This window comes from Azospirillum sp. TSO5 (assembly GCF_003116065.1).
Taxonomy (GTDB): domain Bacteria; phylum Pseudomonadota; class Alphaproteobacteria; order Azospirillales; family Azospirillaceae; genus Azospirillum.
This window is the reverse complement of record NZ_LGQY01000020.1, coordinates 41,002-54,776: the sequence shown is the minus strand read 5'-3', so window position 1 is coordinate 54,776 and position 13,775 is coordinate 41,002. Positions and strand designations below refer to the sequence as shown.

Below are 13,775 nucleotides of genomic sequence, written 5' to 3'. Positions count from 1 at the left end.
GCAATCATGAGCATCGAACTGGACTGGCAGCCGAGCAACCGGGACAAGGTGATGACGCCGCGGTCCCGTTCGGCATGGTGCCGTTGTGATGGGAACCACATCCACGATGGCGAGCGGTGCGAGGTGTGCGGCCGGCGCAGCCCAAAGCGCAGGCTGAAGATGAACCGGCGGAATGCCACACTGGTAGAGCATTCCTGTTTCTAGGCACACGACTGCTTCCGCTAAGACCGGCGCACCCCAGACCAGTTCCAGGGTATATCGCCAAGCGGGATGGGCCACATAGTTCTCAGGCCGTCTATACCAGGGATTGTCTATGCCGATGCCCCTGAGAGACACCGCCGCGACCAACCGGACCGGCTCCATGAATATCCCCCATGGCGGGTACTATCGCGCCGTATAAAGACCCCTGCTTTGGTTGCCCCGCTATGCCGCAAGCAACCGGGTCGGAAGCCTCGATCCTAGAGTGAAGTGCCCCGACGGCCATTCCAGTTGTTGACCGAACCGAAAACGGTGAGGAGCCCAACATCCGGAATAGACGGGTCGCATTAGAAATGCTAATGTCCAAACTCGGAACACTGGTTGGAACGGCCCCTACCCACCAACCAGATACGCGCCGCGCCGGGAATTCCACCTCCCTGCGCGGCGTTTCCATTTTAGCAAAATGCCGCGTAAAGTTCAACGTTCGTTCTGGTTTTTGGGTTCGCGACTCGGCGCCCATCCTGCGTGAACATGCCGAAAATTGCGCGGCCATGCGTCTTGGCGGTTGAGCGGATCAGGCGGTCGCGCTATAATGGGGGCGTTGCGGCGGCGTGGATTAGTACACGCCTTCGGGTCTGGTGGTTCGCCCTTTGTGCGAGGGAGAGGGAAGGCCAGACATGCGAAAGAACCGAAGCCTTCGGATTTAATCCGACACAGCCGGTAACCAGTCCGGCCCGCAACACGTTCCACATCATCGCTTGGCGGGTGGTGTGTGTCCTAGAGACAGCCAAGCGGACTGCGTTTGTGGACCTTAGCCGTGAGGCTCTGGCGTGAAGCGGCGCAGAGGCAGACGACACCGGTGAGTAGCCAGGGCTTACCCAGACGAAAGCCGGGCCTGACAGCCGGGAAAGACCGGCACACAGTTTGCCCAGCGATGGGCTCAGAGTTGCGGCGCTTAGGGGCTTCGGCCCTTGGTCAACTGAGACCGGGCATCGCCTGTTGACGGTGGGCGCCGCAAGCACATTGGACCAAGCGCCTCTGTCCTCTGGACAAGCCATTCCTCTGGAGTACCGGGGGAGATCGGAAGGAACGCCGGTCTGGTTCACATAGAGGGGAGCGTCGCGCGCCACTTTACCGACAGCGACAGGCGGGGCCGTCCTTTCACGGGGCGGCCCACGCCTCCCAGGCAGACACCCGCTGGCGCAGCATGTCGACGTACGATACCAGGGCATCACGCCCGGCCGGGTCGAGGCACGCCACGGAGGATGACGCCGGGGCGGAGAAGATAGCGCCCGGCGTTGGTATGGGCGCCACCAGCTCGGCCGGAGGCACGGCTCTCTCAATGACGGGCACCTTGACCACAGGCGTCTCCGTGGCGCATCCCGCGACCAGGAGAGCGGCGGCAAGGGCTACTTGGACACGAGCCATTGGTTGAGCTCCTGCACGGTCGCTGTGGAAGGCTTGGGACGTGGCTTCAGGACGGCCTTGGCGCGGTCGCTGGCGGCCTGTGACGCGGCCAGTGCATCGGCGCGCATGCGATCCACCGCGGCGTTCTGCTCGGCGATCGTCGCGTCTCTGGCGGCAATGGTGGCGTCACGCTGGGCCACGTCGGCTTTCAGGGACGAGCGATCCAGCCACAGGCCACCGACGACCAAGCCCATGATGACGGCCACCACTCCAGCCAAGCCAAAGCGGGAGCCGAGTAAGGAGGCAAGGAGGCTCATCGGCCGGCGTTCTCCTTGACCCTTCCGATGACCAAAACGCTCCACTCCAGGGCGCGGTACACCTTGCCGATTGCCGTTTCAGGCGGAGGGGTGGGAGTGGACGCCAGCACCGCCTTGACGACGATGGCGTAAAGGGTGGCATAGCCGAGCCATTCCATGAATGTGGCGTCCATTGTCGGTCTCCTAGGGCTTTGATATCGCTTGATAACCGGAATTCCGGTTAATGAAAATGCCGCCACGGACTGGCCGGGCGGCGGTCAAACTCGGAATTCCGGGCTTGGGTCAGGCAGAGAGAAAAAGCGCTCGCTCAGCGGCCCGTCTCCGCTCCAGTCCGGGCATCACCTTCCCTGCCGCCTTTCGCCAGACAAGGAACTGATCCGCCACGCTCTCCTTGCTGGCGCCGGAGTTCCACAGTCGGACCAAGGTGGAGTTGGCGAAGTTGGTGGCGCCGATGTTGTAGGCTAGCGAGATGGCCGCCCCGATCTGGGCATCTGTCGCCGGCACAGTGACTGCCTTCACAACCGCGGCGGCCTTCTCCGCCACTTCCTGCGCCAGACGGGCATCGGCCTCAGCCTGTGTCCAGATCGTGCCGGGTGAGATGTCCTTGCCGGTGGAGCCAAAGCCGATGGTCCAGGGAGCGCCGCCGGTTGCCGGATCGGGATAGGCACGCAGCCTACCGTCGGGCATCCGCTTCTCGCACCCCTCGAATTGCTTAATGATGGCGCACGCATTCGCGATTGCGCCGGGAGTGATGGTCACCAAAGTTCAGGCCCTCCATGAAAAAGGCCGCTCTCTGGCGGCCTGTAGGGTTGGAGTGTTGTCGCGGTTAGGCGGCTTTTGCCTCAAGTTCCTGAACGCGGACCGTCAGCTCTTGCACCGCCCGGATCAGCGGGGCTATTAGCTGGTCAGGTCGCAAGCCCTGCCGACTATCGGGGTTGGACGGGTCGTCCTGCGTCCACATGGCGTAATCTGTGCCGGGCGGCAGCGCGGCGCGTACATCCTGCGCCAGCAAGCCGAGATGCTTGCGGCGCCCTTCGCGTGGCGTGACGACGTAGCGGTACTGCGGCTCCCGTACGATGCGCTCGGGCGCGAGAACGGTGCCGTCCTCCGCGACCACGGCAGGTATCACCGCTTCCATGTGCCCGTCTTCGACGCGCTCCACGTCCTGCCCGCCGACGATCCACCGGTATTCCTTCGGGCGCAGCGCAAGCACGAAGTCCAGGCCGAGCGGGCAATCGACGATATCGGTCTTTTCCCTCATGTCGCAGGTGTTGATGGCGCCCGTGGCGGAGTACACCGTGTCGTAGCGGAACGTGGCAGTGCCGAGCGAATACGCGTTGTCGGCCGCCGGCATCCATGTGGCGGCGATGGCTGCGTTGCCGCCAGACACGCCCAAGATCGGGCTGCCGCCGGCACTGCCGGCCACCGTCCAATACCGATCGGCGCCGGCCACGTAATTGACGCGCATCTGATCGATGCCGCCGGCCTGGAGATGAACCGAGAACCCGCCCAGACTGGAGAGGCCGAGGCCGGCATTGACCCCTAGCGCTGGGATGATCCGGGGGAAGCTGCCGAGAAGGCCGGCGCTCTGCACCTCCAGCCCCCCGACGCCATCGGACCCGAGCGCCAGCTTGCCGGTGGCGACCACGGTTGCGGCCGATCCGCTGGCGGCTGGAGTGAGCGTCAGCGGGTTGGCATAGGCGCCACCCTTGCCGCCAACGCTGACGACGCTGTCCGTCTCGACAGGACCCGTGGTCCCTACCTTCGCGCCGCCCTCCGTGGTGGAGATGGAGCGGCCCCCGATGTTGATTGCTGCTGTCGCGGCCATTACACACCTGCGCCGTTGATGTCGATGCTCACGTATTTCCACGAAATGTTCGGCAGCCCGCTGTAGACCCAGCAGGCGCCCGACGGATCGAGTTGGACGCTACCGGACGCCGCGCACATGACGCCCTCAATGGCGCAATAGATCGGCGCCGCGCCAAATTTGATCCCGGTCAACTCATTGGACCGGATGGCCAGCGGTGTCCCGCAGGCGCCGGCCTGCCCAATGCCCTCAAATTGCGCGTCCAACCACCGGACCTCCGGGCAGAGCGCGCCGTTGGTGTCTTGGTAGATGTCAACCCGCGTGGAGTAGAGGCCCAAGCCATCGGCAGCGCTTGGCGTCGTGTAGTCGACGGTATTGAAGCTGAGCGGCGTGAATTTCCGATCGAAGAAGATGCGGCCTGCGCTGGGATAATAGGCGCCCTCGTCCATTGCCGGGCCGTATGCAATCATCGGCTTGGCGACGTAATACACATCACCGCTTGCGCCGATGGTCTCCAGCCATGCCGTGACCGAAGCAGCGTCAGCCGGGATCGTGGCGCTCACGCTCAGCCACTGGTAATCCGATGTCGCCGGAGCCGGGTCGCTATAGGTGATGGTGGCGCCGTCGCTGATTGCGAGCCGCCACGTGCCTGTACCACCGCGCAAAGCCTGCTTGACGGCCATCCCAAAGGCCACCTGCCGCCCCCGGTATAGGTCCAGGGACTGCGCCGGGGATGCGCACGCGAAAATTTCCGCTGATGCGCTGCCCTTGCGCAGGCCAATCTGGTACTTCGACCCCGCCCGCCGGTTGGCGGCATGCACATCCCGCCACATCTTGATGGTGGTGCTTTTGGCCCATCCATCCGGCCCGTCGCCGGAGACGCCGACCGTATCACCCGGCGTCACCATCGTTGCAGTGCACGCTGCCGACGACGCGGGGGATCGCCCCAGGGGCAACCTGATCTTGAAGCTGGTGGGGGTCACCTCATAGGCGCGCAAGCTGAAGGTGTTGACCGTCGTCCCATCGGATTGCGTGCAGTAGCGCATGGCCGCATCGGCAGGCGCGGCGAAGCGCACCAGCATGCCGTCCACCAGACCCTGCGTATCGCTGGCGCTGACCGTCACCTCGTTGCTGCCCGTGGTGTAGCTGCTGACGCTGATCGTCCCCATGGTTCCGGTTCCCGCGACGTCCGGCATCGTCACGGGGTCGAAGCCGGTCATCACGAGCCAACTGCTGTTTTGAGCTAGGTTCGGCGCCGGCCTGTTGGCGATCTGGAGATACCGCGCATCGCCATTGATCGGGGCTGCGGACAGGGCAATGGTCCAAGCCGATGCACTTCCAGAGCCGCCATAGTCGGCATCCCCAACGGAAATGGTAAGCGTCGGGTCGCTGAATGCCGTCACCTGACCAATCATGTAGACGGTCGGGTCACTGGTCTTGTAGGCCATGACGTAGGAGCCGACAGCGAAGCTCTTGCCGTTGGCGCTTAGCGTGAAGGTCTTCGTTCCCGCCCCGACCGTTACCGTGCTGGTGCTGGTCGCAATGAAGCGATCACTAACGGCATCGTAGTCGGTCACAAGCTGCTGGAAGAAGTCTTCCATCTGGTCGACATATTCTTCGTTCTCGCGCTCGATAAGAGCATCAAGCTTTTCTTGCAAAGTCGTCATGATTGCTCCTTACGGCACGAGTTCGCGAGCGGACAACGTGGTGTCAAAGCGCTCGAAGAATGGGTTTCCGGTTGCCGCCGTCTCTGATAGGACGCCGTAGATGCTGGTCGCGTAGGCGCGCTGGGCGCTCCACTGATCCTCAGGAAAAGCCGAGACGATCAAATCCTTGCTCTTGCCAAGCTGCTTCTTCATCCGGTCCATTGCGCCGAAAGCAGCTTCTGGCGACATGGCCGGGAACTTTCCGTTCATCAGGCGGAACCGCGGTCGCGAAACAGTGAAGATCGACCGTTCAGTGTCAGAAATCTGCGACGGGTCATTCCATGTGTAGGACCAGCCGGCCTCGAAGCCGTATTCGTCGATGTACTGGCGACCGACAAACAGGCGCCCGGCTTGGATGTATCCGGCGGCAAGGGTTGGGTTTTTGAAGGTGAACCGCGTGTATCTGCCTTTGAGCTTCTTCGGCGCCAGGAATGTCCGGATCGCTTGGTTGCGCTGCGGGTCGTCCATGCGTGGATATCCGCCAAGCGACCACCCGAACGGGTCATACCCAAGCCCGGCTTCCGGCATGATGGCCCGCTTCGTCTCATCAAACAGCACGTCGGTAAAGCCGGCATCCGTAGCGAACTGGACGCGGATCGTTCCGCGACCATTCATGTTCTGGTTCACCACGGCGAACGCATCGACGAACTGCTTTGAGCCAAGGTCCACCGTAACGGTTTCCTCAACGCATCCCGACGCGCGCCAGACCTTTCCGGGCTGCATGTTCTTCAAGTTGTAGACTGGTATTAGCTGAGACGATGCGGATACGGTTGCGGTATCAATGAGGTTGCCGTACAGCGTATATCCGGTATTTGCCGCCACGATCACCCCCACAGCGTAAGAGAAACTGAACTCGTCCGCGCGCTTTCATCTAGGCCGATGATGACGAGCGACCTATTTATACCATTGATCTCGCTGTCTAGCCACACTTCGTCATTGAGTTCCAATGCGAATGGCTGCGTCTGCATTTGAAGCGTGACTTTGACGCGCGGCACGCCGAACAGGTCGCGACGCCGCAGAGCTTCCGCCGCAGCGTCGGCGCGTTGGTCGATGGCTGTGTCAGATCGCAACGGCTTGGACAGCAAGTTGCGGGCCTGTGTCGTGGCTTGGACAGATGCTTCCACCCGGTATTCGGACAGCATGAAGGATCGGCGGTCAGTGCTGATGAACTGCTGATCGAGTTGTGAAGCGTTGACCTGTCCCGTCCAGTTGCGGGCGTAGCCGATTTCCCACCGGTAAGGCGGGGACGGCACCGGCTCCACCTTCAGGCTGCCCGGCTCGATGTCTTGGTCATCAATCACCAGGGCAATCGTCGGGTCAGTCGCGCTCGTGGCGGCCGGCTCACGCAGGCGCCCCACCGTCAGCAAGCCGCGGCGGGTGGATGAGTAGTAGCCGCCGACCGATGGCACCAGATAGTCAAGCACCTGGAGGGCCGTCGTCGTTTCGGTCAGGTACATGCCAACCGCAGACGATGCCGCCGCCCCGAACGCAGCGAAGGCCGATGCATCTAGGCGCGAGATGTCGATGCCCAGCCGATCCGTTATGATCCATTCGCAGATCGTCGCCGCCACGCTGGAGCCCGACGCAGCCGCGCCGACACAATCCACGGCAAGGCCATAGACTGGCGCCGTCGCCACCCTAATCCGGCCGGCGGCAAGGTCTGTGTAGACCTTCCCCGGCTCTGGCGGATTGCTGGCGGTCGGCGGAATGCGGACGCCGCCATCATAGACATCATAGACGACCGACAGGCCGGAATACGACAGATCATACCAGCCGTTGGCCGTATCGACCGGGACCGGGACCGCCGCACGGACGGTGCCGAGCACGTCGGGGCGCACCTTGTCTTTCAGGTCCGCCCCTCCATCAAATCCGCCCGTGCCTGGATAGGTGACGGTCTGCACCGGCTTATCGAGCAACGCCTGCAGATCAGCAATCGGCAGAGACAGCCCGCCGATGCCGCCGGATGGGGCGCCGGTAGCCGTACCGTTCAGCAAGACGACGTGATCCGAATACGCGGCCCCCTCCGGCCCCATGAGCACACGGAGAGACCGCCCGTCCCACCGCCCTGCCCGCCACGCTGCGAGCCGGCCGCTGTCTCGCAACAGGTCGTCAACCACGATTTCAATGGAGCCATAGGACGGCAGGGACGCCCCGCCGATGGCCCCATCCGAGTACATCTCACGCCTGATCTGCAGCGCGGCGGTCACCCGTCCTTCGTACTCTTGCGACGGCGCCGTGTCGGACGGGTCGAATGTCACGTCATGATTGGCAAGGTACTCCGTCACCTCTGACCCGTCGTCATCGTTCCAATACGTCGCTTCCACGAGGTATTGGTTGATGATGTTAGGGACGAAGAGGAACGACTGCCCCACCGTGCCGATGGCAGACGACGTGACAGCCGACACCGTGCGCGCGATGGAGCCACCAACGCCCGACGCGCCGCTGGCTGACGATGTGACAGCCCCGACCGTAGACGATATGGTGCCGCCGGCACCGACCGCGCCGGAGAGCGCGCCGGTAACCCCTCCGAGTGCCGCGGCGATGTCTCCGGATACAGCCATGTTACGCCCCCGGCATGGTCAAAACAGCGGAGTTGATCGCCACCGGAGCGCCGGAGACGATGCTTGTGCTGGTCAGGTTCAAGTCATTCGCCGTGGTGCCGACCGTGCCCTGCACCTTGGCCGTCCCGCCGGACGTGGTGATCCGGAAGAACGATGCCGTGCCGGTGGCGGAGGCATTGGTCGTGGTGATGGCGTTCAGCGTGAGCGCCCCGCCGGACGCCGCTGGGGCGAACGTGGCGGAGCACGGCAGGCTGACCAACAGGTTGTTGCCAGAAAGAGACGCCCCCACGCTTCCGGGGGGCGTGCCGTCGTAGATTTTCAGGAGGGCATTGCTGCCCACCTGAGAGGTGATGGCGTCAGCCATCGCGTTGCGCGTGGCTACGTCGAACTGGATAGCCATGGATGCTCCTTATTTGTAGGCAGCGCGCGGCTGCCGCTTTCCTTCGGTGTCCGAAAGCTGCTGACGCAGGCGGCGGTTTTCTTCCAAGAGAGCGGCGTTGGTCCGGCGGGCCTGCGCCAGTTCGGTTACCATCGCCTTGCCCAAGTCGGTCTGGTCTCGGTTCATGGCCTGGAGTTCGGACACGACCGCTTTCCAGCCCTGATCGGAGTTGGACGAGCCGCCGGACTGACCGCCGCGGAACGGCAGGACGTTGCCAGAGTAGCGGTCGTTCGCCGCGCCCCAGGTTCCGGCCCGCATGGCGTCCAGAGCCGGCCGGTAAGCCGCCGTCTGGTTCGCAGGCATGACGTACTCGCCGCCAGCCAGTTGGACCGCTCCACCCCCGGCCATGCGGGCTATGACGCTGTCCACGCCATAGATGCCGTTGCCGACGACGCCGCCGTTCTCGTAGCCGTGGCTTGCGCCCCATGCCTTCACAGCCGTCTCGAAAGCCGACTGCTTGTTGTAGGCCACGATCCACGGGTTGAGTTGGTCGATGCCGCCGGTGAAGCCGATGGACTTGCCGACCGACAGGTAGTCATCCGTCCCCATGTGGTTGGCGATAGACATGATGTCGTCGCCAGCACGGTAGCGGTAATTATTGCCAGCCTGCCCAAGCTTGGCGTCGGCAGTCTGTAGGACCTGCATAAGGACATCGCTGCCCTGCCGCTGCCCCCACCTCACCAGATCGCCCAAGTTCCCCGCATTCAGGCCAGACAGAACGGCGCTGATGTCCGTCTGGCTGGTCTGGTTTTGCAACTTGTCCAACATGGACTGTTGGACCGAGAGCGACTGTTGCAGCGTCGAGAGTTGCGACGCCTGTAGGCTGACCTGCCTAGTCGCCACGCTTTCCACGCCGCCAAGGCCATCTTGGACTTGGCCGACGATGCGGGCGTAGTCCTCGCTACTCGCGTAGTAGGCTTTGTTGGCCTGCAACGCCGCCTGAGCCAGGGATTGCACCTGACCGGCCGCGTCAACATCGCCCCCCTTGGCCTTGTCCACCGCCGCGAAGAACTGAGACAAGCTTTCGCTTGCCTTGTCCTTAGCGGAAAGCGGAGACAGGTCTCCGGTCAGCAGAGATGCGCGGAAGTTGCCAACGCTCGTCAGCAGGTTTTGCCACTGACTTTGCGCCGACTTCGCCACGTTGATCTGTTCATTCAGGTTGCTGATGTCTTCCTGAATGTTCTGCTGCCTGATCTGGCTAAACAGTTCCTCAAACCGCGTCGCCTGCTGTGTGGCAGTCGCCGCCGTCGTGATGCTGTTCGCCAACGTGGCGATGTCGCCGCCGAAGGTGCGGGCAACGTCGCCAAGCTGGTCTGTGGTCAGGGTCTTCAGCAGGCTCGTTAGGCTGGCGTTGTACAGGTCGTTGGCCTTCGCCGCCGGCTCTCCCACTGCCGCCAGAGACCGGGCGTTGGCGGACAGGTTGTCCATCAGGCCGTTGATCTGGTTGACGTAGCCCCTGCCATTCGCCTCGTTGATCTGCTGATCCAACGACTTGTTGAGGTTCGCGGCCACCCGCGCCCGCGTCTCCTTTTCGATCTGGTCCACATAGGTGACCATTGCCGGGTTGAGTTGGGCGTACGCATCCCGAGCGGCCTGGAACTGACCGGTCAGCGTCGCCATGTCCGTCTGGACTTGGGTGAAGTCCGGCGGGTTGCGGAGCTGGTCCAGATACGCCTTAAGCTGGTCGGTAGCCAAGTCCTTATAGGCACCGTCGATGCCCAGCTTCTTGGCGCGTTCCAGTTCCTCAAACATCGGCTTAAAGGACTCAGTCGTGGCCTTTTTCGCCGCGTCCGTGACGCCCGCCAACGTCTTGACCATTTCTTTGAGCGCTGTGTTGCCGGCGTCAATACCAGCGCCCAACGCCACGTCCTTGCCAAACTCTTCAGCGTCTTTGTTCTTGCTGTTGGTGATGGCCGCCAGCGTGTTCTTGCCACCGTCCTTCAACCCGCCTTGGTCGATGAGCGCGTAACGCATCAGCGCGCCGAAGTCGTCGCCGAACTTCTTGTAATCGACAGAGCCGGCGATGTAGTAGCCGTCTTTGGCGGTTTGACCAAATCCGAAGTCTTTGGTCAGCTTTCCGCCGCCGGCCGCCGCAGTTGTGAAGATAGACGAAATGTACTGTCCGAGAGCGCGCCCGGCCTCCGGGTCTCCTTCATTGTCAGTCAGAATGTTACCGTAGGTAGCGCTCTTTCCATTGCTGGAAATCGTCACGTCAGAGGATGCAGTCTTTCCGACGCTTGGCTTCTGAGTGCCGAGAAGGCCGCCCAAGAAGCCGGAGCCGCCGCCAAGGATCGCACCTAGCAACGTCCCGACGCCGGGGAAGAGGAAGGTGCCAGCCAGTGCGCCCGCACCAGCGCCACCGAGACCGCCAACCGCGCCACCAGCCAACTTGCTGTGGATGTTCAGCAGCGATGGCAGCATGGAGCCGACGCCAAAGCCGATGCCGGCCGCTCCGAGATAGGCGGATAGACCCGTGCCAGCAGACACGCCCGTGACCGATGGCGTTGCCGCCACGTTGGTCACGCCGCCCGGAACTGCCGCCACCCCGGCGCTACTGGCAAGCCCACCAGTGGCAGAGGTCAGGCCAGCGGAGCCGTACAGTGGAGTTCCCAGCCCAAGGGCAGAGTATCCCCAACTGTCGATAGCTGCGGTGATGCCGCCAGTCGGCAGGAACTTGCTGCCTAGAGACAGCGCTTGTCCGCCCAAGCCGCCCATGCCGCCGTTCTGGTTGGCAGCAGAGCCGCCGCCCATAGAGCCGAAGTCAAAGATCGTCGGGAGGTTGGAGCCGAATACCGCGTTCTTGATGGGGTTCAGCAACAACATCTTGGCCGCTAGGGTCTCGAACTCTGTCGCCAATCCCTTGACGGCGTTCTTCCAAGCGCTGGTAGCGTCACCTCCCTTCACAGCGGCATCAACGATGGACGAAAACGCCTGATCGCCGAACCGCTCCAGCTCCTGATAGGCCGCCTGCAACCGCTCTGTTTCGAGCGACTGCCGAGCGATGTTCTCGGCATTCGCGATATACGCCTGCCCTTCAGCCGACAGGGCGTCAATGTGCTGGTTCCGCAGGTAGACCAGCGCTTGCAGCCGGGCAATCTCCACCGCCCGCTGTTCAGCCGACGCCCCCATGAGACGCAACTGTGCCTGACCAAGCTCCAACTGGTCCTTCTGCTGTTGAATGGCCTGCGCCACCTGCTGCTTACGCTGCGCCCGCTCGTCGTCCAGGATGGCGGCGGTCTTCGCCTCGATGATCTTCCGCAGCTTCTCAGCCGCCTCACCGGAGGCGTTTTCGAGCGCGATGGTTTCGGCCAAGGTGCCAACCCGCACCTTCTCCGCCATCTCCGCCTTGTAAGCCGCGTCAACGCCTTCCATCGTGGCGTTGGCAACCGCCTCCCGACCAGCAACCTCCTGCTGATAGGTCTGGAGCGCCTGTGCCGACGTGGCAGCTTGCGTGGCCGCCCGCTCGTTCAGGATTTGCCGATAGCGCGCCTCAACATCAATGCCGGATTGCAGGCTGTCCAACTGCGCCTGACGCATCGCAGACGCACGCTCACCGGCCGCAGCCGACTGCATGTAGGCATCGGCCATGTTCAGGCTTTCGCGAGCCTGAATGGTGATCTGCGCCGTCTGGTCAGCAATGGACGCCGAAAGCTGGACGCGCGCCATGCGCTCGGCTTCAAGCTGGGCATTCTGCGCCGCTTGTGGTGACTTCCCGCCGTTGATCGCCGCTATGTATGCTTGCGCTCCAGCGACGGCAACCTGACGCGCCGCCCCAACCTTCTTCATCGCTTCCGCCAACAGGTCGTTGGCGTGCCGCAAGTCGGAAAGCTCTCCCAATTCCTTGGGGGTCATGCCGTCAACGGTGGACGGCTTTACGCCGGGGACAGGGGTGCCGGCGGGGGCTGATGGGTAGGACGACGACGGGCGATAGTTTCCAGTCAAAGCTCCCTCAGACGGCCCGCGAGGATTGCTGTTCAATGGCGCAATCTCGCCGCCAAGAGCGCCCTTTAGTCCAAACGTCGGGAACTCAGTGTTCAGCGGGTCTTTGATAAACCGCGCGACCCACTGAAGCCCTTCGGACATCTCCACCGCCACCTTGATGGTGATCGGATGGGTCGCCGCTGCGGTCGCCAGTTCGTCGTAGGAGGTCTTTAGGCCCTCCATTGCCTTCTGAGCCGGCCCAAGGCTATCTTGATGCAAACCCGCAAACTTCGCCTTCAGGCCATCAAGAACGATCTGAAGCGCCTGTCCGCGGTTCCCGTGCTCAAAGGCAGCTCTGGCGGCTTCATACTGCGCCAAAGACAGCGATTGAGTTTCTTCATAGGCCGCCTTGATCCCAGGAAGACCGGCGGTGAGATAGCCGACAGCCTTTTGAAACGCCTGCCCCGCGTCGCCAAACTTTACCGCCATGTCCGGCGCCAGATCGGCAATCTGCTTGATCTGAGAGGCATCAAGCGGTTGCTGAATGCTGGACACGCCAGAAAGGATGGTCACAGCATCGGAGCGCGACACGCCCTTTTGCTGCATGGTTTTAACCATCGCCTCAAGTTGGTCCGCCGTGACCTTGGCTTGGTCCCCGCCAGCCTTCAGCGCGACGTTGAACGCGCGCATTTCGGTCTGCGTCTGGATCAGCTTCAGGGCGATAGCGCCGATGGCCCCGGCCGCCAAAGCCGCAGGGGCAGCGAACGCAACCAAGGCGGTCGTGGATAGCCCGGCCCCCTTCGCCATCTCGACAAAAGCCGGCGCCGTCTGCGTCGTCTGCGTCAGCAGAACCTGCCCAACCGGCAGGCCGGCAGAGATAGACTGGAACGTGTTGATGATGCCGGAACGGAGGATTTGCTGGCTCTCGTACGACAGTTTGGTTGCAGTCGCAGATGAGGTCATGGCGGAACTGACGCGCTTGATAGCGTCTTCACCGGAAATTAGACCGGTTGTCAGTTGAAGCTGAATGTCGGACAGTTCTTTGGATTTTGCCGTCAGAATGGCAGCAGCAGACTTAGCTTTTTCACTTGCATCCGCATTGCTGGTCAGTTCTGCAGTCGCCGCCTGCATCGCCTTGCGGATCACCTCTTGAGTGTCGGCGATCTTCTTTTGCGCCGCATAGAGAGGGTCCATGGCAGTAAGCAAGCTTTCCAAAGCCGCTTTCTGCCCGCGCGTCGCCTTTGCCCCGTTGTCCAGCGTCGTTTGAACGACTTCGGTGCCATCGGCAAGGCGGACGATTTTCTGACCAAGGCTGTCGATAACCGCCGCCGCCGCATCGGCCTGTTGCCGGAGTTGAGATGCGTCAACAGTCAGAACTGTGACGATCTCGCGACGTTCGGTAGCCATGTGCGTCTCCAT

The 13,775-nt window shown here is 62.6% G+C and carries 10 protein-coding genes; 1 reads left to right on the top strand and 9 read right to left on the bottom strand.

From position 1 onward, the window contains the following. The first annotated feature begins 6 nt into the window (after positions 1–6). Positions 7–204: a hypothetical protein gene (locus tag TSO5_RS06040; RefSeq protein ID WP_109150743.1), complete on the top strand. Its 198-nt coding sequence runs from the start codon at positions 7–9 to the stop codon at positions 202–204. Positions 205–1,607: 1,403 nt separating this feature from the next. Here TSO5_RS06040 and TSO5_RS06030 read toward each other — a convergent pair. The 9 genes from TSO5_RS06030 to TSO5_RS05995 all read right to left on the bottom strand — a co-directional run bounded on the left by TSO5_RS06030 (position 1,608) and on the right by TSO5_RS05995 (position 13,763). Then, positions 1,608–1,922 carry a hypothetical protein gene (locus TSO5_RS06030; RefSeq protein WP_109150741.1) on the bottom strand — a complete coding sequence of 105 codons (315 nt, stop codon included), beginning with the start codon at positions 1,920–1,922 and terminating at the stop codon, positions 1,608–1,610. Next, positions 1,919–2,095, bottom strand: a complete 177-nt coding sequence (locus TSO5_RS32900; RefSeq protein WP_199230810.1) for a hypothetical protein — start codon at positions 2,093–2,095, stop codon at positions 1,919–1,921. The genes TSO5_RS06030 and TSO5_RS32900 overlap by 4 nt, the downstream gene beginning before the upstream one ends. A gap of 109 nt (positions 2,096–2,204) precedes the next feature. After that, on the bottom strand, positions 2,205–2,681 hold the full coding sequence (locus TSO5_RS06025) for a lysozyme (RefSeq protein ID WP_199230809.1): 477 nt from the start codon (positions 2,679–2,681) through the stop codon (positions 2,205–2,207). A 67-nt stretch (positions 2,682–2,748) separates the two neighbouring features. Beyond that, positions 2,749–3,750: a tail fiber domain-containing protein gene (locus TSO5_RS06020; protein WP_109150740.1), complete on the bottom strand. Its 1,002-nt coding sequence runs from the start codon at positions 3,748–3,750 to the stop codon at positions 2,749–2,751. After that, positions 3,750–5,396 (bottom strand): hypothetical protein, encoded by a 1,647-nt coding sequence (locus TSO5_RS06015; RefSeq protein ID WP_109150739.1) that lies wholly within the window; start codon positions 5,394–5,396, stop codon positions 3,750–3,752. Before TSO5_RS06015 ends, TSO5_RS06020 begins: the two co-directional genes overlap by 1 nt. A gap of 9 nt (positions 5,397–5,405) precedes the next feature. Beyond that, positions 5,406–6,257 carry a hypothetical protein gene (locus tag TSO5_RS06010; protein ID WP_146203699.1) on the bottom strand — a complete coding sequence of 284 codons (852 nt, stop codon included), beginning with the start codon at positions 6,255–6,257 and terminating at the stop codon, positions 5,406–5,408. Between the two features lie 2 nt (positions 6,258–6,259). Beyond that, complete coding sequence (locus TSO5_RS06005; RefSeq protein WP_109150737.1) at positions 6,260–7,996, bottom strand: hypothetical protein; 1,737 nt, start codon at positions 7,994–7,996, stop codon at positions 6,260–6,262. A 1-nt stretch (position 7,997) separates the two neighbouring features. After that, positions 7,998–8,396, bottom strand: a complete 399-nt coding sequence (locus tag TSO5_RS06000) for a hypothetical protein (protein WP_109150736.1) — start codon at positions 8,394–8,396, stop codon at positions 7,998–8,000. Positions 8,397–8,405: 9 nt separating this feature from the next. Continuing rightward, positions 8,406–13,763 carry a hypothetical protein gene (locus tag TSO5_RS05995; protein WP_109150735.1) on the bottom strand — a complete coding sequence of 1,786 codons (5,358 nt, stop codon included), beginning with the start codon at positions 13,761–13,763 and terminating at the stop codon, positions 8,406–8,408. Between the last annotated feature and the right edge of the window lie 12 nt (positions 13,764–13,775).